Source organism: uncultured Xanthomonas sp., from assembly GCF_964278005.1.
GTDB classification, from domain to species: Bacteria; Pseudomonadota; Gammaproteobacteria; order Xanthomonadales; family Xanthomonadaceae; genus Xanthomonas_A; species Xanthomonas_A sontii.
In genome coordinates, this window is record NZ_CAXYKF010000023.1 from 678,617 (window position 1) to 704,749 (window position 26,133).

The following is a 26,133-nucleotide window of genomic DNA, read 5'->3' on the forward strand; positions in this document are numbered from 1 at the left end:
GGGTCAGGCGGCGTGGGCCAGGGTAGGCGCCGCCTGCTTCGGGGAAGGTGAGGGCAGCGCGTGCAGCGGTGCGGCGCCGAACCAGTGCAGGGTGTCGGCCAGCGCGGCCACCTCGCCCAGGATCAGCAGCGCCGGCGCACGCACCGCATGCGCGCGGGCGGTGTCGGGCAGGTCGGCGAGGGTGCCGCGCACCACCCGCTGCTCGGCACGCGAGCCGTTTTCCACCAGCGCAAACGGCGTGCCGGCGGCGCGGCCGGCGGCGAGCAGGCGTGTGCGCACCGTGTCCAGGCCGGCCACGCCCATGTACACCGCCAGGGTCTGCCGTTCCTGTGCCAGTGCGGTCCAGTCCAGGGTGTCCAGCGAGGCCTTGCAGTGCGCGGTGACCAGGCGCAGCGATTGCGCGTGGTCGCGATGGGTCAGCGGGATGCCGGCGTAGGCGGCGCAGGCCAGCGCGGCGGTGATGCCGGGCACCACCGCGTAGTCCACGCCGTGCGCGCGCAGGTATTCCAGTTCCTCGCCGCCGCGGCCGAACACGAACGGGTCGCCGCCCTTCAGCCGCACCACCCGGCGTCCGCGCCGCGCGTGTTCCAGCAGCAGGGCGTGGATCTGCTCCTGGGCGACGCTGTGGCCATCGGCCGATTTGCCGACGGCGATGCGTTCGGTACCTGTCGGTATGAGCTGCAGGATCGCGGCGCTGACCAGGCGGTCGTGCAGGACCACGTCGGCCTGGCGCAGGGCGTGCAGCGCGTTGCCGGTGAGCAGGCCGGGATCGCCGGGCCCGGCGCCGACCAGGGTCACGCTGCCTGGGCGCAGCGGCAGCGTCTGCTGTGCGGCGGTCTCGGCGGCAGCGGCATTGGCCGCGGATGCCGGCTCGGCCGGCACGGCTTGCGCCAGCACCCGCCGTGCGGCCGCGGCCTGCAGCGCCTGGCGGTTGGCCATGGTGTCCTCGCTTGCGGCGATCAGGTACCAGACGCTGTTCAGCCAGGCGCTGTCGAAGGCGCCTTGCAGCCAGACCAGCCGTCCCTGCGCGGCCAGCGCATGCAAGCCCGGGGTCAGGGTCGGCGCGGCCACCCGTGGCAGGGCGCCGGCGGCGAGCAGTGCCTGCAGCTGGCGCTCGGCGGCCGCGCCGCCGCCGATCACCAGCACGGCCCGGTCGCGCAGGTCCGGATACAGGGCAATCGGGGCAGGGCTCACAGGGACGGCTCGCAACGCATGGCAGGCGGGAGCGACGACCGTAGCGCCGGCTCATAGCCCCAGGAAATGACTTCATGCCCAAGGCAGATAGCTTTCGGTTATAAGGTGAAAGGCCGAATTCCACTACAGTCGAGCGTCCCGCCTGGCGGCGCCTCGCCCTCGTCCCGATGACGCTGACCCAACTCCGCTACCTCGTCGCCATTGCCGATGCCGATCTGAACATCACCCTGGCGGCGGCGCGCGTGCACGCCACCCAGCCGGGGCTGTCCAAGCAGCTCAAGCAACTGGAGGACGAACTGGGCTTCCTGTTGTTCGTTCGCAAGGGCCGCAGTCTGGAGACGGTGACTCCGGCCGGGCGCGAGGTGATCGAGCGCGCGCGCGCGGTGCTGGCCGAGGCCAACAACATCCGCACCTACGCCGCCAACCAGCGCCGCGAGAGCCAGGGCCAGCTGACCCTCACCACCACCCACACCCAGGCGCGCTTCGTGCTGCCGCCGGCGGTGGCGCAGATCAAACAGGCCTATCCGCAGGTCAGCGTGCATCTGCAGCAGGCCGCCGAGAGCGCGGCGCTGGACCTGCTCAGCCAGGGCGACGCCGACATCGCCATCGTCAGCACCGCCGGTAGCGCGCCGGCGGCGGGCATCGCCGTGCCGCTGTACCGCTGGCGGCGGCTGGTGCTGGTGCCGCGCGGGCATGCGTTGGACGTGCCCAGGCGGGTGCCGGACATGGCGGCGCTGGCGGCGCAGCCGCTGATCAGCTACGAATCCTCGACCCGCGCCGGCTCTTCGCTGCAGCGCGCCTTCGGCCGGCTCGGACTGGAGCCGCGGATCGCGTTGACCGCGCTCGACGCGGACCTGATCAAGACCTACGTGCGCACCGGTCTCGGTGTGGGGTTGCTGGCGGAGATGGCGGTGAGCGCCAACGACACCGATCTGCGCGCGTGGCCGGCGCCGCCGGAGATTCCCGACTGCATCGCCTGGGCGGTGCTGCCGCGCGACCGCGTGCTGCGCGACTACGCGCTGGAGCTGGTGCACGTGCTGGCGCCGCAGATCGACACCCGCGACCTGCGCCGGGTGATGGAAGGCAACCAGCAGCCGGATTGGCCGGCGCCGCCGAGCTGGGAAGATCTGACTCAGACCATTACCAGCTAGAAGCCGGGAATGGGGAATCGGGACTGGGGAATCGCGACAGCGGCGTCCTTTGATCGATACGGCGATTGGCTTCGGACAGACGTCTGGGCAAAAGAAGTAAGGGCAACGGCGTCGCGGCCTGCACTGGAATGAAGACCCCGCACCGGCGTGGCTGCCTGCCGTGCGCGTTGCCGCAGCGCGAGCCGCCGCCTATCATGCGGCCCCTTCTGCCACCCGGCAGACCGCGACCCTGGGCGTGCCGGCGGCTGTCGGTACCACGCCGCCGCTGTGCGGCCGCCGCCCAGGGCGCGTCGACTTTCCCAACGCAAGGACGCCCGATGCATCCTGTTCTCCAGCACAACCTGTTCTTCGTCAAGGAACAGGTCGGCATGTTCAAGGCCGCCAACAACTACGACGTGTTCGATCCGCACAGCAACCGCAAGCTGCTGGAATGCCGCGAGCCGAACCTGGGCGTGTTCACCAAGATCTTCCGGTTCACCGACTACAAGCGCATGACCCCGTTCCAGGTGGAAGTGCGTACTCCGGATGGGCAGAAGGTGCTGACGGTCAAGCGCGGCTTCTCGCTGTTCCTGTCCAAGGTCGAGGTGCTGGACGAGCGCGATCGGCTGGTCGGTTCCTTCAGCCAGAAGTTCTTCTCCATCGGCGGCAAGTTCGACGTGCTCGATGCCCAGGGCGCGCCGGTGTGCACCCTGCGCGGCAAGTGGACCAGCTGGGATTTCCGTTTCGTGCAGGGCGAGCGCGAACTGGCGCAGGTCTCGAAGAAGTGGGCCGGGCTGGGCAAGGAACTGTTCACCAGCGCCGACAACTACATGCTGTCGATCGCCGAGAGCCTGCCGGCCGAGGATCCGCGACGGATCCTGATCATGGCGGCGGTGTTGTGCATCGATATGGTGTTGAAGGAGTGACTGTGAAGCCGGGAATGGGGAATCGCGGTGAAGCCGGGAATGGGGAATCGGGAGTGGGGAATCGCAAAAGCGGGATTCCCGCGGCGGCGGCTCCCCGGCCCCTCACACTGAGCGGCCGTGGCCATTGTGGGAGGGACTTCAGTCCCGACTGCAGGCTGCCGGAAGACCTCAGTACCTCACTGTTCCCTGCCAAGCCTTAGCGACTCAACGCTGCGCGGCTGCGCTTGACATCTTCCTTCTCCCCCGGGAGAAGGTGCCCCGAAGGGGCGGATGAGGGTACGGGCGCCAGTGCCAGTACCCGCGCTCAGCCCAGCGCAGCGCAGTTCAGGCGTCTCACACTGAGCGGCCGTGGCCATTGTGGGAGGGACTTCAGTCCCGACTGCAGGCTGCCGGAAGACCTTGGTACCTCACTGGTCCCTGCCGAGCCCTGGTCACTCAACGCTGCGCGGCTGCGCTTGACATCTTCCTTCTCCCCCCCGGGAGAAGGTGCCCCGAAGGGGCGGATGAGGGGACGGGCGCCAGCGCAAGTACACCTGCGCCAGCGTGGCTCGGGCGTCAGGCGTCCGTGCTCGCCGCCGGCAGCAGCACGGTGAAGTGGCTGCCGTGGCCCGGCTGGCTGCGCACTTCCACGGTGCAACCCAGGGTCTCGGCGGCGCGGCGCACGATCCACAGGCCCAGGCCGAGGCCGTCGCTGCGCGGGTCGGCCTGGCGGAAGGCCTGGAACAAGGTGCGCAGGCCCTCTTCGTCCATGCCGATGCCGCGGTCGATGATCTCCACCGCCACCTGGTCGCCGCGGCGCCGGCAGCCGATCAGCACCTTGCCCTGCGCGGTGTACTTGACCGCGTTACCGAGCAGGTTGCCGAGCAACGTGGACAGCAAGGCTGCGCTGCTGCGCACGCGCAAGGACGTCGGCACGCTGCGCAGCTGCACGCCCTTGGCCGCGGCCTGCGGCTGCCAGGTGGCCAGGATCGGTGCCAGCACGTCGGCCAGGGCCAGGGTCTGCAGCGCCGGCAGGCGCAGCTCGCCGGCGGCGGCGTTGGTGGCGAGCTGGTCGAGCCCGCTGGCGACCTGGTTCAAGGCGGTACGTGCGGTCTCCAGCGCACCATCCTGCGCCGCGTCCTGCTGGCGCTGCAGCTTGCTCAGCGCGTACGACGCGGTGCGCAGCGGGGTCTTCAGGTCGTGGCCGGCGATGGCCATCAGGCGACTGCGGTAATGGTTGGATTCCTGCGCCAGATGCAGCGCCTTGCGCAGTTCCAGTTGGCCCATCGCCTGCCGCGCCAGCGCGCGCAGCGCTTCGATCTGCTCGTAGCTGAGCTGGCGCGGGCGCCGGTCCAGCACGCAGACGGTGCCCAGGGCCAGGCCGTCGGAGGTCTTCAGCAGCGCGCCGGCATAGAAGTGCAGGCGCATCTCGCCGGTGACCAGCGGATTGCAGGCGAAGCGCGGATCCTCGCGGGTATCCGGCACCAGCAGCAGGTCGTCCTCGAGCAGGGCGTGCGCGCACAGCGAGGTCGCCAGCGGCGTTTCGCGCGTGCCCAGCCCGATCTCGCTCTTGAACCACTGGCGCTCGCTGTCGATCAGGTTGACCACCGCGATCGGCGCCTGGCAGATCAGCCCGGCCAGCCGGGTGATGTCGTCGAACGCCGGCTCGCGCGGGGTGTCCAGGATCGCGTAGCTGTGCAAGGCGTCCAGCCGCAGCGCTTCGTTGCGGGGCTTGGCCGCGCAATAGACCGGGTCGGCGGCGGGTTCGACGGGAGACATGCGGCGCGACTCGGGCGGAAAGGCACGCAGTCTATGGTACCTGTCACGGTTTTTGCCGACGCGGCGTTCACACGGTGCTCGCGTGCGCTGCACCTGCGCTTAGCGAATCGGCTGCGCCGGCGGTGTCGCCTGGTCAGCCCACCCAGCGGCCCTGCGCGTCGACCAGCGGCGTCCCGTCCTCTTTGGCGAAGGCGCCGCGCTGCGGCGACGGCAGGATCTCCAGCACGGTCTCCGACGGCCGGCACAGGCGCGTGCCCAGCGGGCTGACCACGATCGGCCGGTTGAGCAGGATCGGGTGCTGCAGCATGGCCTCCAGCAGCGCGCCATCGTCCAGCGTCGGGTCGTCCAGCCCCAGCTCGGCGTAGGGCGTGCCCTTCTGCCGCATCAGGTCGCGCAGCGGCAGCCCGCTGGCCGCCGCCAGCGCCTGCAGGGTGGCGCGGTCGGGCGGGGTCTTCAGGTATTCGATCACGGTCGGCTCGACGCCGCTGTTGCGGATCAGCCCAAGCACATTGCGCGAAGTGCCGCAGGCGGGGTTGTGGTAGATCGTGATCGTGGGCATGGGCGGCTCGCTGAGTGGGACGGAACAGGGGCGGCCGTGCCGGAATCCTGCACGCGGCCGCGGCCGATGGTGCCGCAATCGGGGCGCCATGCAAGCGCCGCGCTCGCCGGACACGGCGGTGCGCGGCGCCCGCGATGGTCGCCGCCGCGTCGGAAACGCCGGCCCGTCGTCGATCTGCAGAGAGCGCATGGTCTGGGCGGGCAGCGGATGGACCACCTTGCCGGGCGCCTGGGCGGCGGCAGGACGATGGCGATGCGGCCGTGCTCCGGGGGCGGTAGCGGCCGCTGGGGCTTCGGTCTACCGACCGAGGACGCTGCCGGTCCGGCACCGCCACGACGTGCATGCGTCACTTCGCCGCACACGGCATCGCACGCGTTTCAATGGCCGTCGCACCCTCTAGAATGCGCCGATGGTCCGTCTCCGTCAGCTGCCGTCGTGTTGGGCCGCGCTCGCCGCGCTGGCGCTCGGCTTGCTGCTGCTGGCGCCGCCGATCAGCCAGTGGCGGCAGGCGCAGGCCGAGGCGGTGGCATTGCAGGAGCAGGCGCTGTGCACCAGCGGCGGCTTGCGCCTGGCGGCGCTGGCAGGTGCTGTCTCCGCGGCGCATGGCGGCCACCACGACGATGCCGGCCTGGCGCACGCGCCGGCCTGCGATTACTGCCTGCTTGCCGCGCGTCTGCTGCCGTGGGTAGTCCTGTTGCTGGCGTTGCTGCCCTGGCGCTGTCCGCCAGTGCCGGTGGCGGCGCGGCACAGCCTTGTCGTCACGGTCACCGCACGCCGTGCACACCCGGTACGTGGGCCGCCGCTGTTCTCCTGATCCACGGGTTGCCGTTTCCGTGCCGCGGCATCGCTGCGGCACGCCCTCGTGCCGATGGAGTTTTCGCCATGTTCCGTTTTCCTGCCATGCCACCGGTGGTGGCGTGCTGTTGTGTGTGTCTCGCCGCGCCCGCCCATGCCGCCGACGCGCCGCCCGGCGCCGCCGGCGATTCCGTGCTGACCCTGGGCAAGGTCCAGGCCACCTCGCCGCTCGCCGCCGGATCCAGCGCGCGCAGCGTGTTCAGTTCCGTCGACATCCTTGGCGGCGACCTGCTGCAGGACCAGCATGTGGACTACAGCTGGGAGTTGCTGATGCGCGCACCCGGCGTGCAGGTGACCCAGTTCAAGATGGGCACCGACGCCGGGCGCTTCTCCTTCCGCGGCTTCAACGGCGAAGGCCGGGTCAATGCGGTCAAGCTGCTGATCGACGGCGTGCCCAGCAACGACAATGCCGGCGCCATGCCGTACCTGGACGCGGTGTTCCCGCTGGACATCGCCGCGATCGAGATCGTGCGCGGCACCAACGACCCGCGCTACGGCCTGAACGCGATCGCCGGCAGCGTCGACGTGCTGACCCGCAGCGGCGGCAACGACGGCCGCGCCAGCGTCACCGTCGGCAGCTTCGGCACCCGCGAGGTGCAGGCGACGCAGGGCATCGAGCGCGGCGCCTGGAGCCAGAACTACTTCGGCGCCTGGCGCGACAGCGACGGCTACCGCGACCACGCCGACGCGCGCAAGCACGCGCTCGCCGGCAAGTGGTTCTACACCGATCCGGACGGGCGCTGGCGTGCCGGACTCAGCGCGCGCGACTACCGCAACACGGCGCTGGAGGCGGGGTATCTGGACTACGCCACCGCGCAGCGCGCGCCACGCAGTTCGCCCGACTACGCGCGCGACGACCGCAGCCAGCGCCACACCACGCAGGTGTCGCTGCATCTGGACGCTCGCCTGGCCGAGACCGTGCAGGGCAGCGCCAAGGCGTACTGGAACCGCTACGACAACCAGCGCTGGGTGCGCTTCACCGCGGCCGGCGCGCAGCAGGAGCGCGACACCGACGAGCGCCAGCGCGGCATGCTGGCCAGGTTCAGCTGGCGCCCGGCGCTGGCGCGTGCCGACGCCTTTGCGCTGGAGGGTGGGATCGACGCGCAGTGGCAGGACAATATCTCGCAGCGCTACCGCACTGTGGCGCGCGTGCGCACCGCGCCGCTGCGCGACTGGGATTTCGATCTGCACACCGAAGGCGCCTACGTGCAGGCGGTGCTGCGGCCGACCGCGCGCCTGCAGCTGGTGCCGGGCTATCGGGTGGATCGGGTCGGCGGGCAGTTCCGCGACGTCGCCAGCGGCGCGCGCTATCCCGCCTACGCCTACGGCACGATCCGCCAACCCAAGTTCAGCGCGGTGTACGCGTTGACCGGGCAGGCCAGCCTGTACGCCAACATCGGCCGCACCTTCCAGATCGGCAGCGGCAACGGCGCCTACCGCACCCAGGCGCGCAACCTGGCGCCGTCCTACAACGATGGCTGGGAGACCGGCCTCAAGTTCGCCGGTGCGCAGCAGCGCTGGGACGCACGCGTGGCCTATTGGGAGCAGCGCGCGTCCGACGAAGTGGCGACCATCCTCGGCGTGAACGGCAGCGTCGGCACCGGCGAGGTCGGCAACGTCGGCAAGACCCTGCGCCGCGGCTGGGATGCGCAACTGAACCTGCGTCCGGACGAGCGCTGGACGCTGTGGCTGGCGTATTCGCGACAGCGCGCGGTCATCGTCACCCCCGACCCGAGCGCGCCGGCCACCCGCGGCAAGGAAATCGAGAACGTGCCGCACTACCTTGCCAACGCCGGCATCGACTGGCAGGCCACGCCGCGGCTGACGCTGTCGGCCTGGGGCAACGCACAGGGCGATTACTACGTGGAGCGCAGCAACACCCTCGGCCGCTACGGCGGCTATGCGCTGGCCAATCTCGGCGCGACCTGGCGCTGGCGTGCGCAGCGCGAGGTCTCGCTGCAACTGAAGAACCTGACCGATCGGCACTACGTCTACGCCTGGTACGACAGCGGGTCCTCCGGCTACTCGCCCGGCGACGGCCGCGCGCTGTACGCCACGCTGAGCTGGGGCTGGTGATGGCGACGCACTCTCCCGCGTCCGCTGTGGTGCCGGCACGCTTCTACCGCGCCGTGTGGCGCTGGCATTTCTATGCCGGCCTGCTGGTACTGCCGCTGCTGGTCTGGCTGGCGCTGACCGGTGCGGCCTTCGTCTATCAGCAGCCGATCGACGGCTACTTCCACCGCGCGCTGAAGACCGTGCCGGTAGCCGCCCACGCGCAGACGCTGGCGCCGCAGCGGCTGCTGGACGCGGCGCTGGCCGCGCAACCGGGCCAGGCACTGCGCTACACCACACCGCCGCGGCGCGATGCCTCGGCGGAAGTGACCATCGCCACCGCCGATGGCCGCCGCGAGGTCGTGTACGTGGACCCGTACCGGGCGCGGGTGCTGGGGCAGTTGCCCGAGCACGGCACCGTGGCCTGGACCATCCGCCGCCTGCACAGCCTCGACTACGTCGGCTGGTTCGCCAATGCGCTGATCGAGGTGGCCGCCGGCTGGGCGATCCTGCTGGTGTTCACCGGCGTGTACCTGTGGTGGCCGCGCGGGCGCCGCGGCGGCGTGACTACGGTGCGCGGGCGGCCGGCGCAGCGGCTGTTCTGGCGCGATCTGCATGCGCTTACCGGCAGCGTGGTCGGGGTGCTGCTGCTGTTCCTGGCGCTGACCGGGATGCCGTGGTCGTGGTTCTGGGGCGCACAGGTCAACCGCCTGGCCAATGGTCATCACTACGGCTACCCGTCCGGGCTGCGGGTGGACCTGCCGATGTCGACGCAGCGGCTGAGCGACAGCGAGGTGCCGGCGTGGTCGCTACGCCAGGCGCGCCTGCCGCAGTCGTCGCCGCCGGCCGTGGACCCGCACGCGGCGCACGGTGCGCATGGCGGACACGAGGAGCATGGCGAACACGGCGGCATGGCCGACATGCCGGACGCCATGCCGGCGGCGGGCGCGATCGGTCTGGATGCGGCGGTGGCGCGATTCCAGGCGCGTGGCATCGCGCCCGGCTACAGCGTCGCGCTGCCGCGCGGCGCACGTGGGGTCTATACCGCTTCGGTGTATCCGCCGGACCTGGCACAGCAACGGGTGATCCATCTGGACCAGTACAGCGGCCAGGTGCTGCTGGATATGCGCTATGCCGACTACGGCCCGCTGGCCAAGACGCTGGAGTGGGGCATCAACGTGCATCTGGGCCAGGAGTACGGTGCGCTCAACCAGATCGTGCTGATCGTGGCCTGCCTGGGCATCGTGCTGCTGTGCGTGAGCGCGGCGGTGATGTGGTGGAAGCGGCGCCCACAGGGCGGGCTCGGGGTGCCGCCGCTGCCCGCGGACCGGCGCACGCTGCGCGGCGTGGTCGCGCTGCTGGTGCTGGGCGGGATGCTGTTTCCGCTGGTGGGTGTGTCCTTGCTGCTGATGCTGGCGCTGGACTGGGTGCTGGTGCTGCGGCGGGAGCCGGTGGTGGGGGCTTAGCGGGTCGAGGTCGGAAGCTACGGTGATTCCGCTGCGACAAGCGACGCCACCGGCGCATCCCACCTTGTGCAGTCGGGACTGAAGTCCCTCCCACAAGGCGCAGCCAGTACTGTCAGCACCCGCAGGAGACCGGGATTATGAGCCGTAGAAGCAGCTTCAGCCGCGGCCGGGCGTTCCCATGAAACCCGGTCGCGGCTGAAGCCGCTCCTAAGGAAAAGACGCGGTGTGGCCGGTAACGCCCGTCGCAGTTGACGCCGCGCCTACAAAGAGCCCGAACGTGTGCTGGCACGTCTCACAGATCCTCGTGGATCCCGCATTCGCGCTTGAGGCCGAAGAAGCGGGTGTCTTCCTCGCGCATGCCCGGTTCCCAGCGGCGGGTGGTGTGGAAATCGCCGATGGAGACGTAGCCCTGTTCCCACAGCGGGTGATAGGGCAGGTCGTGCTGCTGCATGTATTGCCACAGGTCGCGGTCGCTCCAGTCGGCGATCGGGTTGATCTTGTAGCGCTCGCCGCGCTTCTGCACGAACGGTGTCTGCGCGCGGCTGTCGGACTGGCTGCGACGCAGGCCGGTGAACCAGGTACCGACCTTCAGTTCGTCCAGGGCGCGGCGCATCGGCTCGACCTTGCGCAGGTTGTTGTACTGCTCGATGCCGACCATGCCCTGTTCCCACAGGCGGCCGTGGCGCGCTTCCATCCAGGCGCGGCTGACCAGCGGGCGATAGATCTTGAGGTTGAGCTTGAGCCGCTCGGTCAGCGCGTCGGCGAAGCGGTAGGTCTCGGCGAACAGGTAGCCGGTGTCGATCAGGATCACCGGGATGTCCGGGCGCTGCCGGGTCAGCAGGTGCAGGGTGGCGGCCGATTGCGCGCCGAAGCTGGACGACAGCGCCGCTTCGGCCGGGCCGTGCTGCAACGCCCAGGCCACGCGCTCGGGCGCGGATAGCGTCGCCAGCAGCGCATTGGCGGCATCGAGATCCAGGGCCGGCACCGGTGCGTTGGCGGAGGCGTCTTGGGAGGCGGCGGGCAGAGCGCTCATGCGTGCAGTTCCGACGGAATCAGGTGACGGTGGGTGGGATAGGCGGGCAACTCGACCACGCCGGTGCGGTGCAGGAAATCGCCGAAGCGCTCGTCCTCATGCCGCTCGTTGGCATAGCGCGCGAACAGCGGTTCCAGCGCGGCGAGGATCTCCGGCTCGGCGATGTTCTCGCGGTAAAGGGTGTTGAGGCGCTGGCCGCGGTGGTCGCCGCCGAGCATCAGGTTGTAGCGGCCCGGCGCCTTGCCGACCAGAGCGATCTCGGCCAGGTACGGCCGCGAGCAGCCGTTCGGGCAACCGGAGATGCGCAGCAGGATCGGCGCGTCCTGCAGGCCGTGGCGCGCCAGCAATGGCTGCAACTGCGCGGCGAAGGCCGGTAGGTAGCGCTCGGCCTCGGCCATCGCCAGGCCGCAGGTGGGCAGGGCCACGCAGGCCATGGCCGCGCGCGCCAGCGCGGTGGGTGCGCGGTTGCCGGCGTCCAGCGCATGCGCGCGCACCAGCGCGTCGATCGCCTCGCGTTGCGCCGCGGGGATGCCGGCGATCACCAGGTTCTGGTTCGAGGTCATGCGGAAGTGCGCGCCGTCGCCGGCGTCGCGCAGCTGCGTGGCGATCGCGCGCAGGCCGCTGAGGTGCTGCGCGCCGTCGGCATGGTCGGCGATGCGCCCGGCCGGCAGCGACAGGGTCAGATGCCAGCGGCCGTCCTCGCCGGCCTGCCAGCCGGCGCGATCGCCGTTGTGCTCGAAGGCGAAGTCGCGCGTGGGCTGCAGGCGCACGCCGGCACGGCGCTCGATCTCCGCCAGCACCGTGTCCAGGCCGTGGTCGTCGATGGTGTACTTGAAGCGCGCGCGCTTGCGCACGGTGCGGTTGCCCAGGTCGCGCTGGGTGGTCACCACCGCGGTAGCGACATCGAGCAGGTGCGCGCGGTCGATGAAGCCGACCACGTTGGCCACGCGCGGGTAGGTCTCCGCATCGCCGTGGCTGGCGCCCATGCCGCCGCCGAGACTGACGTTGTAGCCGGCCAGCGTGCCGTCGGCGTCGAGCACGCCGATGAAGCCAAGGTCGTTGGCGAACACGTCGACGTCGTTGATCGGCGGCAGCGCGAAGCCGATCTTGAACTTGCGCGGCAGGTAGGCGTTGCCGTAGATCGGCTCCTCCTCCTGCCCGCTGCCGGCGACCTGCTCCTCGTCCAGCCAGATCTCGTAGTAGGCGCGGGTATTGGGCAGCAGGTGTTCGGACACGCGCGCGGCGTCGGTGTAGAGCGTGGCGTGCGCCTGCGAGGCGAGCGGATTGGCGGCGACCTGCACGTTGCGATTGACGTCGCCGCAGGCGGCCAGGGTGTCGATCAGCGCGGCGTTGATCGCCTGCATGGTCGCCTTCAGTTCGCGCTTGATCACCCCGTGGAACTGGAACGCCTGGCGCGTGGTGACGCGCAGCGAGTGGTTGCCGTAGGTGGTGGCGATGGCGTCGAGCTTGAGCCACTGCGCCGGATCGACCACCCCGCCCGGGGTGCGCGTGCGGATCATGAACTGGTAGGCCGGCTCCAGCTTCTGCCGGCGCCGCTCCTCGCGCAGATCGCGGTCGTCCTGCTGGTAGCTGCCGTGATACTTGATCAGGGTCTGATCGTCCTCGCGCAGCGCCCCGGTGACCGGATCGGCCAGGCTCTGCAGCAGCGACCCGCGCAAGCGCTGGCTGTGGTGCTTGATGTCTTCGACGGAGTGGGACATTGGGCAGGGAATCGAGAATAGGGAATAGGGAATGGCAAGAGCGGGTGCGTCGGATTACGGAAAGCCCGTCGAGGCCGGCTGTTGCCCATTCCCGATTCCCGTTTCCCGATTCCCCGCCTCAATAGACATCACGCGCATACCGCCCCTCCCGCTGCAGTTGGCTGAGGTAGGCGGCGGCGTCCTCGGGGCTGTGGGCGCCGTGCTCGGCGACGAGCTCCAGCAAGGTGGCGTGCACGTCCTTGCCCATGGCGATGGCGCCGCATACGTACAGGTGCGCGCCGTTCTGCAGCCAGTCGTAGACGGCACGGCCGTGTTCGCGCAGGCGCTGCTGCACGTAGACCTTGGAAGGAGAGGTGTTCCCGCGCAGCGGTTGCACGTCGCGCGAGAACGCCAGGTCCAGCCGGTGCAGTTCGCCGCTGCGCAGCGCCTGTTGCCATTCGGCCTGGTAGAGGAAGTCGCGGTTGAAGTGGCGGGCGCCGAAGAACAGCCAGTTGCGGCCGCTGGCGCCGCTCTCGGCGCGCTCCTGCACGAAGCCGCGGAACGGCGCCACGCCGGTGCCGGGGCCGATCATCAGGATGTCGCGGCTGGCGTCGGCCGGCACCCGGAAGCGTTCGTTGGGCTCGATGTAGATCGGGGCGCTGTCGCCTTCGGCCAGGGCGGCCAAATAGCCGCTGGCGGCGCCGCCGTGGGCATGGCCGTGCGCGTCGTAGGCCAGCACGTCGACGGTTAGGTGGGCTTCGTCGCCGACCCGCTTGCGGCTGGAGGCGATCGAGTACAGGCGCGGGACCATCGGCCGCAGCGCCTGCAGCAGCGCGGCGTGGTCCCAATCCGCCGGCCAGCGACGCAGCACGTCGATCACTTGGTGATCGGCGAGCAGCGCCGCCAGGCCGGCGGTCTGGGTGGGGTCGAGCAGCTCGGTCAGCGCGGTCGCGCCGGCGCGTTCGGCAACCGCGCTGAGCAACGGGCGCGAGGCCCGGGTCAGTTCGCGGTGGCCGCTGAGCCACTCGTGCAGGGACAGTGTCTGCCCATCGGCGGTGAGTTCGACGTGACCGTCCAGTCGCGTCGCGGTCAACACCGCCTCGACCAGTGCAGGCGGGTTGCGATGGCGCACGCCCAGGGCATCGCCGGGTTCGTAGTGCAGGCCGCTGCCGGCCAGCGACAGCTCCAGGTGGCGTACGTCCTTGTCGGCCGGGCCGTGCGCGGCGTAGCGCGGGCCCTTGAAGTCGCGGCCGCTGATCGGCTGGTTGGCCAGCACTTCGGCGGCGAACGGCTGGGTGCGGCTCCACGGCGCGGCCACAGCGCCGCGCAGCGGGGTCACTGTGGCCGACGGCGCCGCGGGCGTGTGGCGACCCAGCACGTCGCGTGCCTGCGCCAGCGCCTGCACGCGCCATGGCGCCGCTACGTTCTCGATCTCCAGGTCGGCCTCGCCCAGCGGCAGCAGGCGTTGCGCGCCGAGTTCGGCCAGGCGCGTGTCCAGGCGCCGGGCGATGCCGCAGAAATCGGCGTAGCTGGAATCGCCCAGGCCGAGCACGGCGTACTGCAGCTGCGGCAGCTTTGGCGCGCGCCGGCTCTGCAGAAACTCGACGAAGCCGATCGCATCGTCCGGTGGGTCGCCCTCGCCCTGGGTGCTGATGACCACGTACAGCAGGCGTTCGTTGCCCAGTTCGCGGGTGGGATAGACGTCGGCGCGCAGCAGGCGCACCGCCAGCCCGGCGGCTTCGGCCTCGGCGGCGACCTGTTCGGCGGCGCGGCGCGCGTTGCCGGTCTGGCTGCCGTAGACGATGCTCAACTGCGGCGCGGGCGAGGGTGACGCGGCGGCACCGGCGACCACGGCCAGCGCCGGCGTTGTCGGCCCCTGCGCCTGGGCCAGGCCGGCGGCGTAGCCGGACAGCCACCACAGGCCGGCCGCGTCCAGGCCCTCCACGGTCCGCGCCAGCAGTGCCTTGCGCTCCTCGGGCAAGGGGCTGGGCGGCAACGCGGGCGAGGCGGCGGTCATGGCCGGTCCGGGTGTTGGGAAGGGATGACCGATGTTAGGGAAGCGTTGCGCGGTGCAGAAAGGAACAGGGGTTATCGGCTCATGCCCGGGGCTTATTTCTGCCGGGCGGCCGGCGCGACGCACACTGCCGCCCCGACTGCCACGACCGCTGCTACGCTTCGGTCCGGTCTCCCACTGCCTGCCGCCGCCGTCTCGATGAGTGCGTTCCTCCTGTCCCACCTCGACCGCCTAGAGGCCGAGAGCATCCACATCCTGCGCGAGGTCGCTGCCGAGTTCCGCAACCCGGTGCTGCTGTATTCGGTGGGCAAGGACAGCTCGGTTCTGCTGCACCTGCTGCTCAAGGCGTTCGCGCCAGCGCCGCCGCCGATCCCGCTGCTGCACGTGGACACGCGCTGGAAGTTCCGCGAGATGATCGCCTTCCGCGACCGCCGCGCCGCCGAGACCGGCGTGGAGCTGCGCGTGCACATCAATCCCGACGGCGTCGCCCAGGACGTCGGCCCGTTCAGCCACGGCGCCAGCGTGCACACCGACGTGATGAAGACCCAGGCGCTCAAGCAGGCGCTGGACCTGTGGAAGTTCGATGCCGCCATCGGCGGCGCGCGCCGCGACGAGGAGAAGGCGCGCGCCAAGGAGCGCGTGTTCTCGTTCCGCAACGCGCACCACCGCTGGGACCCCAAGCAGCAGCGTCCGGAGTTGTGGAATCTGTACAACCCGCGCATCCATCCCGGCGAGAGCGTGCGCGTGTTCCCGCTGTCCAACTGGACCGAGCTGGACATCTGGCTGTACATCTACCGCGAAGCGATTCCGGTGGTACCGCTGTACTTCGCCGCCGAGCGTCCGGTGGTGGAACGCGACGGCGCGCTGATCATGGTCGACGACGCACGCCTGCCGTTGCGTCCCGGCGAAACCCCGCAACTGCGCCGCGTGCGCTTCCGCACCCTCGGCTGCTACCCGTTGACCGGCGCGATCGAGTCGCAGGCCGACACCCTGGAGAAGATCATCGCCGAGATGCTGCAGGCCACCACCTCCGAACGCCAGGGCCGGATCATCGACCAGGACCCGGGCGCCTCGATGGAGCAGAAGAAGGTGGAGGGGTATTTCTGATGGGTTGGGAATCGGGAGCAGGGAATCGGGAATCGCAAGTGCAGAAGCAAGCATCGCCGCCATCTGGCGCGTCGCAGGAGACCGCTGTTTCCATTCCCCATTCCCCATTCCCTATTCCCGTAGGCGGCGACGCAGTCGCCGCCTACCTGCAGCAACACGAACACAAGCCGCTGCTGCGCTTCATCACCTGCGGCAGCGTCGACGACGGCAAGAGCACGCTGATCGGTCGCTTGCTGTACGACAGCAAGCGGCTGTTCGACGACCAACTGGCCGCGCTCGGTGCCGACAGCAAGCGCCACGGCACCCGCGGCGGAGCCATCGACTATGCGCTGCTGCTGGACGGCCTGGCCGCCGAGCGCGAGCAGGGCATCACCATCGATGTGGCCTACCGCTATTTCGATACCGACCGGCGCAAGTTCATCGTCGCCGACTGCCCCGGGCATGCGCAGTACACCCGCAACATGGCCACCGGCGCCTCCACCGCCGATGTGGCGGTGGTGCTGGTCGATGCGTCCAAGGGCGTGCTGACCCAGACCCGCCGGCACAGTTACATCGTCGCGCTGCTGGGCATCCGTCACGTGGTGCTGGCGGTCAACAAGATGGACCTGGTCGGCTTCGCGCAGGCGACGTTCGACGCGATCGCCGCCGAGTACCGCGCGCTCGCCGCGCAGTTGGGCATCGCCGACGTGCAGTGCATTCCGCTGTCGGCGCTGGAGGGCGACAACCTGTCGCAGCGTTCGGCGCGCATGCCCTGGTATGCCGGCCCGGCGCTGCTCGAACACCTGGAAGGGGTGCAGTTGGACGCGCGCAGCGGCGACGGCGGCCTGCGCCTGCCGGTGCAGTGGGTCAACCGGCCGCACGCGCAGTTCCGCGGCTTCGCGGGCACCGTGGCGGCCGGCGCGGTACAGCCCGGCGATGCGGTGGTGGTGCTGCCGTCGGCGCGGCGCGCGCAGGTCGCGCAGGTGCTGATCGGCGCCGATGCGGTGCCGCGCGCGGTGGCCGGGCAGGCGGTGACGCTGACCCTGACCGAGGAGATCGACGTCAGCCGTGGCGATGTGATCGCCGCTGTCGGCGATCCGCCGGAGGTGGCCGACCAGTTCGCCGCGCACGTGCTGTGGATGGACGATGCCGCGCTGCTGCCGGGTCGCCCGTACTGGCTGAAGATCGGTGCGCGCACCGTGGCCGCCAGCGTCACCGAGATCAAGCACCGCATCGACGTCAACACGCAGGAGCGGCTGGCGGCCAAGCGCCTGGAACTCAACGAGGTCGGTTACTGCAACCTGGCGCTGGACCAGTCGATCGCCTTCGCCCCGTACGCGCAGGACCGTGCGCTCGGCGGCTTCATCCTGATCGACCGCCACAGCAACGCCACCGTCGCTGCCGGGACCCTGGATTTCGCGCTGCGCCGCGCCGGCAACGTGCATTGGCAGCACTTGGACGTGGACAAGGCCGCGCGCGCGCGGATCAAGGGACAGACACCGAAGGTGCTGTGGTTCACCGGCCTGTCCGGCGCCGGCAAGTCGACCATCGCCAACCTGGTCGACAAGCGCCTGCACGCGTTGGGCTACCACACCTTCATCCTCGATGGCGACAACGTGCGCCACGGGCTCAACCGCGATCTCGGCTTCACCGACGAGGACCGCGTGGAGAACATCCGCCGCGTCGCCGAGGTGGCCAGGCTGATGACCGATGCCGGCCTGATCGTGCTGGTCAGCTTCATCTCGCCGTTCCGCGCCGAGCGGCAACTGGCGCGCGAGCGCTTCGGCGAGGGCGAGTTCCTCGAAGTGTTCGTCGACGTGCCGCTGCCGGTGGCCGAGGCGCGCGACGTCAAGGGCCTGTATGCCAAGGCGCGCGCCGGCCAGATTCCCAACTTCACCGGCATCGACTCCCCGTACGAGGCGCCGGAGCGGCCGGAACTGCATCTGCACGCCGATGGCGACAACGTCGAAGCGCTGGCCGTGCAGGTGCTGGCGGCGCTGGGGTTGCGGGACTGAGGCGGGGGCAGGGCGTTGCGAGGGTCGATCGCCTTCCCGATGCCGCCGCACTGTAGGAGCCAACTGTCATGCACTCGCGCCGAAGAGCGCCCGCCAGGCACCCGACCTCGAGGCGTCGGGACTGAAGTCCCTCCCACAGTGCACCCAGCCAACGTGTCGTAAGTCTCGGCAGGAGCTGTTCCGTCACACGCGAATAGTGCTCGCTGTTGCGGAAATCAGCGTTGTTGTGTGTCCATCAGGATCAGCAGGCAATAAGCGCCACCACGCGCAGCGCATTTGTTGGCGGACACGGCAATGACCCAGGCGTGCGCAGCAGTCGCAGTTGCTTCGGGCTTTGCTATTGGCCTTTGTTGTTGATGTTGCTCTGGCTTTTGATTGACCGGATTCCCTTCCGCAGTGGCGGCCATCGCAGGGGAAAACCCCGCAGGGGCGGCGCACATGAACGTGCCCCGTTCGCGGCAGGGGCGGGATGCCTCTTCCGCGAATCCCCGGGATGGACGCGGACCCGGAGCGCGTCAGCGCGGAGGGCGCAAGGCAGGGTGTGCTTTACCACAGCCGAAGGCTGATCAAAGTAACTCGCCGCAAGGCGAAAGCCCTGGCTGTTGCTTGAGATGTAGGGGCCGGACGTGAAGAACCTCCGCGGTGCCCGCGGGCTAAATCACGAGCGGTCATCACGTGACAGCCGCGGCCGCGCATGCTTAAGTCGTCGCCCTCCCCATCGGCGAAGGCCCGTCCATGCCAGCTCTGTCCCGTCGCGTGCTGTTCTCCGTCCTCGCGCTGTGCTGCGGCGCGGCCTGTGCGCAGGCGCCCGATGCGGTGCCGACCGGACGCCTGCCGGATTGGGCGGTGCCGGAGCACTATGCGCTGGACCTGAAGATCGATCCGGAGCGCACCGACTTCGACGGCACCGCCACCCTGCGCGTGCGCCTGGAACGCGCCTCCGACCATCTGTGGCTGCACGGCAAGGAGTTGCGGGTGAGCAAGGCCACGCTGCGCACCGCCGATGGTGCGTCGTTCCCGGTGCGCTACACCCAGGCCGACGCGCAGGCCGGCGTGGCCCGCATCGCCTTCGGGCGCACCCTGCAGCCGCAGGAGCTGACCCTGAGCATCGTTTACAGCGCGCCGTTCAATCAGCAGTTGCAGGGCCTCTACCAGGTCAAGGCGCAGGGGCATGCCTACGCCTTGACGCAGATGGAGCCGATCAGTGCGCGCTACGCCTTCCCCGGCTTCGACGAGCCGGCGCTGAAGACGCCGTTCGCGCTGCGCCTGACCGTGCCCGAGGGCGAGCAGGCGCTGGCCAATACCCGCGCCGAGTCCACCGAGCCGGCGGGCAAGGGCTGGAAGACCGTGCGCTTCGCCGAGACTGTGCCGCTGCCGACCTACCTGGTGGCTTACGCGGTGGGGCCGTGGGACGTGGTCGACGGGCCGGCATTGCCGGCCACGCCGCAGCGCCCGCAGTCCACCCCCTTGCGCGGCGTCGCTGCACAAGGACAGGGCCCGCGCATCCGGCGCGCGCTGCAGCAGACGCCGGAGATCATCACCGCGCTGGAGGACTACTACGACTTCGGCTATCCGTTCGACAAGCTGGATCTGGTGGCCGCGCCGGACTTCTCCGCCGGCGCGATGGAGAACCCCGGTTTCGTCACCTTCCGCGACTGGCTGCTGTTGCTGGACGACCATTCGCCGCGGCACAACGTCGAGGGCTCGTTCAACGTCACCGCGCACGAGCTGGCGCACCAATGGACCGGCGACACGGTGACCATGGCCTGGTGGGACGACCTGTGGCTCAACGAGGCCTTCGCCACCTGGATGCAGCAGAAGATCACCATGCGCCTGCGGCCGCAGTACCGCGCCGACCTGGACCGCATCAGTGCCGCGCATGACGCGATGAACAACGACAGCCTGGTCAGCGCGCGCAAGATCCGCCAGCCGATCACCGGCAACGGCGACATCGAGACCGCCTTCGACAGCATCACCTACCGCAAGGGCGCCGCGGTGCTGGGCATGTTCGAGCAGTTCGTCGGCGAGGATACCTTCCGCAGCGGCATGCGCAGCTACATTCGCGCGCACCGCTTCGGCAACGCCACTGCCGACGACCTGGTCGATGCCATCGCCGCCGCGGCCGGCAAGGATGAGGAGTTCAAGGCCGCGTTCCGCAGCTTCCTCGACCAGCCCGGCGTGCCCTATCTGCAAGCGCAGCTGCAGCCCGAGGCGGGCGGCGCGGTGCTGCAACTGCACCAGCAGCGCTTCCTGCCGCTGGGCTCGCGCGGCAACGCCGCACAGACCTGGGGCGTGCCGGTGTGCGTCAAGTACGGCACGCGCCAGGGCGTGCGCCGCGCCTGCCAGATGCTGTCTTCCGGCGACGGCCGCCTCGCGCTCGCTGGTGCCGATGCCGACAGCTGGGTGATGCCGAATGCCGGCGGCACCGGCTACTACCGCTTCGCCCTGCCCAAGCCGCAGCTGGCCGCGCTCGGTCGCCATCTCGATGCGCTCGACGATGCCGAGAAGCTGGCCTATGCCGATGCCATCGACAGCGCGTTCCGCACCGGCGAGGCCGATACCGCGGACGTGATCGCGGCGATGCAGCAACTGGCGCCGGCCAAGGCCACGGCGGTGGCCACCGCGATGAACGACCGCATCGCCTGGATCTGGCGGGTGCTGGCGCGCGACGAGGCGCAGCGCGCCATGCTGCGCCAGGCCACCGACGCCGCGTTCGGCGCACGCCTGCGGGCGCTGGGCGATCGGCGCCGCGCCGGCGACAGCGATGACGACGTGGCGCTGCGCTCCACCCTGGCCGAACTGCTCGGGGTGACCATGGGCGTGCCGGCGGTGCGGCAGGCGCTGCTGGCCCAGGGCGATGCGGTGCTGGCCGGCAAGGGCGGTGCGCTGGATTTCGCCGCCGCCAACCCGGATCTGCTTGGCGCAGCGCTGACGGTGGCGGTGCAGGCGCGTGGCGCGCCCGCGGTGGACGCATTGATCGCCGCCCTGCGCGGTCACGGCGAACCGGCCCAGCGCAATGCGATGATCGAAGCGCTCGGCGCCGTGCAGGATCCGAAGCAGTTGCAGAAGGTGCGCGATTTCGCCCTGACCGATGCGATCAAGGTCGGCGAGATGAACAGCCTGCTGATGGGCGCGCATGCCGAGCCGGCCACGCACGCCTCGATGTGGCCCTGGTACACCGCGCACTTCGATCGCATCGTGGCGCGCTCCGGTTCCTTCGACGGCGGTCGCTTGCCGGCGCTGGCGGCCAGCGGTGGCTGCGATGCCGCCGAAGCGGACCGGCTGGAGGCGTTCTTCACGCCGCGCCTGAAGGCACTCAGCGGCGCTGACCGCGGCCTTGCGCAGACCGCCGAGACGATTCGCCTGTGCAGTGCGCTGCAGGCGCGACAGCGCGCCGCTTTTTCGCCGCACTGATTGCAGTTGCCAGGTTCCTGCGCCGCCCGCATGCTATGCGGCGCGCACTCGCGTGGCAGGCGCAGGGATGGCGGATTGGGTGGCGGACGACGCTGCCGGGCAACGTTCAGGGGGGAACGCATGGATCCGAAGCTGCATGACGTGTTGGCCAGAACCAATGTGGCCGAACTGGTCCAACCGGCGTGCGCCGAACAGGTGACGCATCAGCCGGTGCAGCCGGAGCCAGCGCCGCCGCCGCCGCCCAGATACGCCACCTCCGATCCGTTCCAGTACCACCTGGCCAGCACAGAGGTCGTCGGCAAATTAGCCGAGGGGCGTACGTCGCCGGCGCTGCGCTTTTTCGGCTGGCTGGTGTTCGGGCTGCCAATGGCCTCGTTCGGATTGATGATGCTGCACGCGATCTGGTATGACGCGTCGGCGCATGCCCTGTATGTGCCGCACACCCTGGGGCAGGCGGTGCGCATGCTGCTTGGGACTGCATCGGCGCTTGCCTTCGTGGTGGCCTATCCGTACTTCACCCGGCGTCGTACCGGCAAGACTGATTGAGCGGCCCAAGCCGCGCCACGCGTGCGCTGCGTCTCATCGCGCAGCGCATGCGTTGGCCGGCAAGGGTCGTCGGTCATGGTCGCGACGTGTCAACGCCCGTCACGCCAGGCCGTTAGACTGGGTCGAACTCCACGCGTCCGGGATCTCCATGCCGCACCGACCACGCGCCGGCGTCCGCCTGGTGTGCCTCCTGTTGTCCTCGCTCGCGCTCGCCGGTTGCGGCAAGGCCCCGGCGCCGGCCGCAGCCAGTGCCGCGATTCCGGTGACGCTGCAGACGGTGCAGCCCCGTGAGTGGAACGACAGCCTGGCCGCGCTGGGCACGGTCAAGGCCCGCGAGTCGGTGACGCTGACCGCCAAGGTCAGCGAGATCGTGGAGCGCGTGCATTTCGAGAGTGGCCAGGAAGTGGCGGCCGGCGCGCCGCTGGTGACGCTGCGCGGGCAGGGCCAGCAGGCGGCGTTGCGCGAGGCGGAGGCCACCTACACCGAGGCCGAGCAACTGTATCGGCGGCAGAGCGAACTGGTCGGGCGGCAACTGGTGTCGCGCGCGCAACTGGACACGCAACGCGCGCTGCGCGATGCCGCGCAGGCGCGGGTGCTGCAGATGCGCGCGGAGATCGGCGACCGCAGCGTGCGCGCGCCGTTCGCCGGCGTGCTCGGCCTGCGCCAGGTCAGCCCCGGCGCGCTGCTGACGCCCGACGCGACCATCGCCACGCTCGACGACGTGGCCCAGGTCTACGTGGATTTCCAGGTGCCGGAGGCGGCGCTGTCCACGGTGAAGCCTGGCGACGTGGTCGGCGGCCGCAGTGTGGCCTACCCGGGGCGCGCGTTCGAAGGCAATGTCGCCACGGTGGATGCGCGCGTGGACAGCGCCACCCGCGCGGTCACCGTGCGCGCGGCTTTCGACAATGCCGACCGCGCGCTGCGCCCGGGCATGCTGATGGACGTGCGCCTGTATCGGCCCGCCCGGCAGGCGCTGGTGATCCCGGAGATCGCGGTGGTGCAGGTGGGGCGTGACGCTTTCGTCTATCGCGTCGGCGTCGACGCCACCGTGGCCCGTGCCGACGTGCGCACCGGCGCGCGCCGCGACGGCCTGGTCGAGATCGTCGACGGCCTGCAGCCCGGCCAGCGCATCGTGGTCGAGGGCACCGGCAAGCTGCGTCCGGGCGTGGCCGTGGTCGATGCCGCCGCCGGCGTGAACGGCGGCGGCACGCGCAGCGGCAGCGCCGCGGCGGACCTGGCGCGATGAAGCTGTCCGACGTCTCCATCACCCGGCCGGTGTTCGCCGCGGTGATGAGCCTGTTGCTGGTGGTGCTGGGGGTGATGGCGTACAGCCGGCTGACCCTGCGCGAGCTGCCGGCGATCGATCCGCCGATCGTGTCGGTGGAGGTGCGCTACCCCGGCGCCTCGGCGGCGGTGGTGGAGAGCCGCATCACGCAGGTGCTGGAGGACGCGCTGGCCGGCATCGAAGGCATCGAGACGATCCAGGCGCGCAGTTCCAACGGCGTGGCCGACATCAGCATCGAGTTCCGCGCCACCCGCGACATCGAGGCCGCCGCCAACGACGTGCGCGACGCGGTCAGCCGCGTGCTCGACCGCCTGCCCGACGAGGCCGACGCGCCGGAGATCGCCAAGGTCGAGGCCGATGCCGACGCCATCCTGTGGCTCAACATGAGCTCCAGCACGATGGATGCGCTGCAGCTGTCCGACTACGCCGAACGCTACGTGGTGGATCGCCTGTCCAGCATCGACGGCGTGGCGCAGGTGCGCCTGGGCGGGCGCCAGCGCTATGCGATGCGGATCTGGCTGGACCGCGACCAGTTGGCCGCGCGGGATCTCACCGTGGCCGACGTGGAGAACGCGCTGGCCCGCGAGAACGTGGAACTGCCGGCCGGCCGCCTGGAGTCGGCCGACCGCGACTTCACCCTGCGCGTGGAGCGCAGCTACCGCGCACCGGCGGATTTCGCCACGATCCCGCTCGGCAAGGGCCGCGACGGCTACGTGGTGCGGCTGGGCGACGTGGCCAAGGTGGAACTGGCCTCGGCCGAGCGCCGCGCCTACTTCCGCAGCAACGGCGTGCCCAACGTTGGCCTGGGCATCGTCAAGACCTCCACCGCCAACAGCCTGGATGTGGCCCGCGCCGCGCGCGCGGCCGCGGAGCAGATCCAGCAGACCCTGCCCAAGGGCACGCAGATCTTCGTCGCCTTCGATTCCACCGTGTTCATCGATGCCTCGGTGGAACGCGTCTACCACACCCTGATCGAGGCGGTGGTGCTGGTGCTGGTGGTGATCTGGCTGTTCCTGGGCAGCGTGCGCGCGGCGCTGATCCCGGCGGTGACGGTGCCGGTGTGCCTGGTGGCCGCGTTCATCGCGCTGTATGCGTTCGGCTTCTCGATCAACCTGCTGACCCTGCTCGCCCTGGTGCTGTGCATCGGCCTGGTGGTGGACGATGCGATCGTGGTGGTGGAGAACATCCAGCGTCGCGTCGACCTGGGCGAACCGGCGCTGGTGGCGGCGCGGCGCGGCACCGCGCAGGTCGCCTTCGCGGTGATCGCCACCACCGCGGTGCTGGTGGCGGTGTTCCTGCCGGTCGGCTTCCTCGAAGGCAACACCGGGCGCCTGTTCCGCGAACTGGCGGTGGCGCTGGCCGCGGCGGTGGCGATTTCCGCCTTCGTCGCGCTGACCCTGACCCCGATGATGTCGTCCAAGCTGCTCAAGGCGCACGCGCGCGAGCAGCCCAACCGCGTGCATGGCTGGGTCGAGGCGCGGCTGCAGGGGCTGAGCGCGCGCTACCGGCGCGTGCTCGAGCGCCACGTCGGCCGCGCCTGGGTGTTCGGCGCGCTGATGCTGGCGGCGCTGGCGGCCAGCGCGCTGCTGGCGCGGGTGATTCCCTCGGAGCTGGCGCCGGCCGAGGACCGCGGCTCGTTCCAGGTGATGATCGATGCGCCGGAAGGCGCCGGCTTCGACTACACGGTGGGGCAGATGCACCAGGTCGAGACCATCCTCGACCGCCACCGCGGCGACGGCCAGCCGATCGCACGCGCCAATCCGCGCGTGCCCGGCAGTTTCGGCGCCAGCGAGGAGATGCACACCGGCCGGGTCAGCGTGTTCCTGCGCGACTGGAGCGAGCGCGACGTGGCCACCGCCGACGTCGCCGCGACGCTGCAGGAGGAACTGCGCGCCTTGCCCGGCGTGCGTGCGCGCACCCAGGTCGGCGGCGGCCTGGTCAATAGCCGCGGGCAACCGTTCCAGATCGTGCTCGGCGGCCCCGACTACGCCGAGATCGCGCAATGGCGCGACCGCCTGCTCGCGCGCATCGCCGACAACCCCGGGCTGGTCGGGGCGGACTCGGACTACAAGGAAACCCGGCCGCAGATGCGCGTGGAGATCGACCGCCAGCGGGCAGCCGACCTCGGCGTGCCGGTGACCGAGATCGGCCGCGCGCTGGAGACGCTGATGGGCGCGCGCCAGGTCACCACCTTCGTCGACAACGGCGAGGAGTACGACGTGATGCTGCAGGCCAGTCGCGACGGCCGCGCCGATCCGGCCGACCTGGCGGCGATCCGGGTACGCGCCGACAGCGGCCAGCTGATCCCGCTGTCCAACCTGGTGACCCTGCGCGAGGTCGCCGAGCCGGGCAACCTGCACCGCTTCAACCGCCTGCGTGCCATCACCATCAACGCCGGCCTGGCCCCGGGCTATCCGCTCGGCGAGGCGATTGCCTGGGCGCAGCAGGTGGCGCGCGAGGAACTGCCCGATTACGCGCAGCTCGACTGGAAGGGCGAATCGCGCGAGTACCAGAAGGCCGGCGGCGCGGTGCTGCTGACCTTCGCCCTGGCCTTGCTGATCGTGTACCTGGTGCTGGCGGCGCAGTTCGAGAGCTTCATCCACCCGCTGGTGATCATGCTGACCGTACCGCTGGGCGTGCTCGGCGCGCTGATCGGCCTGGCGATCAGCGGCGGTACGCTCAACCTGTTCAGTCAGATCGGCATCGTGATGCTGGTCGGGCTGGCGGCCAAGAACGGCATCCTGATCGTCGAGTTCGCCAACCAGTTGCGCGATGCCGGGCGCAGCGTGCGCGATGCGATTGTAGAAGCCTCGGCGGTGCGCCTGCGGCCGATCCTTATGACCTCGCTGGCCACCGTGGTCGGCGCGATCCCGCTGGTGGTCGCCGGCGGCCCCGGATCGGCCAGCCGCGCCACCATCGGCATCGTGGTGATCTTCGGCGTGTCGGTGTCCACGCTGCTGTCGCTGTTCGTGGTGCCGGCCTTCTATGCGCTGCTGGCGCCGTACACGCGCTCGCCGGACGCGGTGCAGCAGCGCCTGCAGCAACTGGAAGCGCAGACGCCGTCGGTCGGCGGCCACGCCTGAGCCGGGCCGCTCAGGCA

General features: G+C 70.4%; 18 protein-coding genes. 11 read left to right on the forward strand and 7 right to left on the reverse strand.

Features of this window, described 5'->3' with window-relative positions:
- Positions 1–3 precede the first annotated feature (3 nt).
- Positions 4–1,194, reverse strand: coding sequence for a uroporphyrinogen-III C-methyltransferase (gene cobA, locus ACHWVH_RS17235; protein ID WP_394687612.1), 1,191 nt, complete (start codon positions 1,192–1,194; stop codon positions 4–6).
- Between the two features lie 167 nt (positions 1,195–1,361).
- Between cobA and ACHWVH_RS17240 the strand changes: the two genes are divergently transcribed.
- Positions 1,362–2,345, forward strand: a complete 984-nt coding sequence (locus ACHWVH_RS17240) for a LysR family transcriptional regulator (RefSeq protein WP_017916788.1) — start codon at positions 1,362–1,364, stop codon at positions 2,343–2,345.
- Positions 2,346–2,662: 317 nt separating this feature from the next.
- Positions 2,663–3,250, forward strand: coding sequence for a phospholipid scramblase-related protein (locus ACHWVH_RS17245; RefSeq protein ID WP_017908488.1), 588 nt, complete (start codon positions 2,663–2,665; stop codon positions 3,248–3,250).
- Positions 3,251–3,805: 555 nt separating this feature from the next.
- Here ACHWVH_RS17245 and ACHWVH_RS17250 read toward each other — a convergent pair.
- Positions 3,806–5,008: a GAF domain-containing sensor histidine kinase gene (locus ACHWVH_RS17250; RefSeq protein WP_394687613.1), complete on the reverse strand. Its 1,203-nt coding sequence runs from the start codon at positions 5,006–5,008 to the stop codon at positions 3,806–3,808.
- Positions 5,009–5,141: 133 nt separating this feature from the next.
- Positions 5,142–5,567, reverse strand: coding sequence for an arsenate reductase (glutaredoxin) (gene arsC / locus ACHWVH_RS17255; RefSeq protein WP_394687614.1), 426 nt, complete (start codon positions 5,565–5,567; stop codon positions 5,142–5,144).
- Positions 5,568–5,976: 409 nt separating this feature from the next.
- On the opposite strand from arsC, the gene ACHWVH_RS17260 reads away from it, so the two are divergent.
- From ACHWVH_RS17260 to ACHWVH_RS17270, 3 genes are all read left to right on the forward strand, one after another.
- Positions 5,977–6,381, forward strand: a complete 405-nt coding sequence (locus ACHWVH_RS17260) for a DUF2946 family protein (RefSeq protein WP_394687615.1) — start codon at positions 5,977–5,979, stop codon at positions 6,379–6,381.
- A gap of 68 nt (positions 6,382–6,449) precedes the next feature.
- Entirely contained in the window at positions 6,450–8,498 is a 2,049-nt protein-coding gene (locus tag ACHWVH_RS17265; protein WP_394687616.1) for a TonB-dependent receptor, read from the forward strand.
- The gene (locus ACHWVH_RS17270; RefSeq protein ID WP_394687617.1) at positions 8,498–9,940 is read left to right on the forward strand and encodes a PepSY-associated TM helix domain-containing protein; all 1,443 of its coding nucleotides are present in this window, start codon (positions 8,498–8,500) and stop codon (positions 9,938–9,940) included. The genes ACHWVH_RS17265 and ACHWVH_RS17270 overlap by 1 nt, the downstream gene beginning before the upstream one ends.
- Before the next feature lie 292 nt (positions 9,941–10,232).
- On the opposite strand, the gene ACHWVH_RS17275 is transcribed toward ACHWVH_RS17270, so the two are convergent.
- The 3 genes from ACHWVH_RS17275 to ACHWVH_RS17285 all read right to left on the reverse strand — a co-directional run bounded on the left by ACHWVH_RS17275 (position 10,233) and on the right by ACHWVH_RS17285 (position 14,690).
- Positions 10,233–10,973: a phosphoadenylyl-sulfate reductase gene (locus tag ACHWVH_RS17275; RefSeq protein ID WP_010341781.1), complete on the reverse strand. Its 741-nt coding sequence runs from the start codon at positions 10,971–10,973 to the stop codon at positions 10,233–10,235.
- On the reverse strand, positions 10,970–12,694 hold the full coding sequence (cysI, locus tag ACHWVH_RS17280) for an assimilatory sulfite reductase (NADPH) hemoprotein subunit (protein WP_295910279.1): 1,725 nt from the start codon (positions 12,692–12,694) through the stop codon (positions 10,970–10,972). Before cysI ends, ACHWVH_RS17275 begins: the two co-directional genes overlap by 4 nt.
- Positions 12,695–12,812: 118 nt before the next feature.
- Positions 12,813–14,690: an assimilatory sulfite reductase (NADPH) flavoprotein subunit gene (locus ACHWVH_RS17285; protein WP_394687618.1), complete on the reverse strand. Its 1,878-nt coding sequence runs from the start codon at positions 14,688–14,690 to the stop codon at positions 12,813–12,815.
- Positions 14,691–14,885: 195 nt separating this feature from the next.
- Here ACHWVH_RS17285 and cysD point away from each other — a divergent pair, with 195 nt between their 5' ends.
- Positions 14,886–15,794, forward strand: a complete 909-nt coding sequence (gene cysD / locus ACHWVH_RS17290) for a sulfate adenylyltransferase subunit CysD (protein ID WP_394687619.1) — start codon at positions 14,886–14,888, stop codon at positions 15,792–15,794.
- Positions 15,794–17,788, forward strand: coding sequence for a sulfate adenylyltransferase subunit CysN (gene cysN, locus ACHWVH_RS17295; RefSeq protein WP_394687620.1), 1,995 nt, complete (start codon positions 15,794–15,796; stop codon positions 17,786–17,788). Before cysD ends, cysN begins: the two co-directional genes overlap by 1 nt.
- Before the next feature lie 215 nt (positions 17,789–18,003).
- Here the strand turns inward: cysN and ACHWVH_RS17300 are convergent, their stop codons facing one another.
- Positions 18,004–18,195, reverse strand: coding sequence for a hypothetical protein (locus ACHWVH_RS17300; protein ID WP_394687621.1), 192 nt, complete (start codon positions 18,193–18,195; stop codon positions 18,004–18,006).
- Positions 18,196–18,523: 328 nt separating this feature from the next.
- Between ACHWVH_RS17300 and ACHWVH_RS17305 the strand changes: the two genes are divergently transcribed.
- The 4 genes from ACHWVH_RS17305 (at position 18,524) to ACHWVH_RS17320 (ending at position 26,116) form a co-directional block, all read left to right on the forward strand.
- Positions 18,524–21,202, forward strand: a complete 2,679-nt coding sequence (locus tag ACHWVH_RS17305) for a M1 family metallopeptidase (protein WP_394687622.1) — start codon at positions 18,524–18,526, stop codon at positions 21,200–21,202.
- Between the two features lie 120 nt (positions 21,203–21,322).
- The gene (locus ACHWVH_RS17310) at positions 21,323–21,748 is read left to right on the forward strand and encodes a hypothetical protein (protein ID WP_017915324.1); all 426 of its coding nucleotides are present in this window, start codon (positions 21,323–21,325) and stop codon (positions 21,746–21,748) included.
- Positions 21,749–21,896: 148 nt separating this feature from the next.
- The gene (locus tag ACHWVH_RS17315; protein WP_394687623.1) at positions 21,897–22,994 is read left to right on the forward strand and encodes an efflux RND transporter periplasmic adaptor subunit; all 1,098 of its coding nucleotides are present in this window, start codon (positions 21,897–21,899) and stop codon (positions 22,992–22,994) included.
- Complete coding sequence (locus ACHWVH_RS17320; RefSeq protein ID WP_394687624.1) at positions 22,991–26,116, forward strand: efflux RND transporter permease subunit; 3,126 nt, start codon at positions 22,991–22,993, stop codon at positions 26,114–26,116. The genes ACHWVH_RS17315 and ACHWVH_RS17320 overlap by 4 nt, the downstream gene beginning before the upstream one ends.
- The last annotated feature ends 17 nt before the right edge of the window (positions 26,117–26,133 follow it).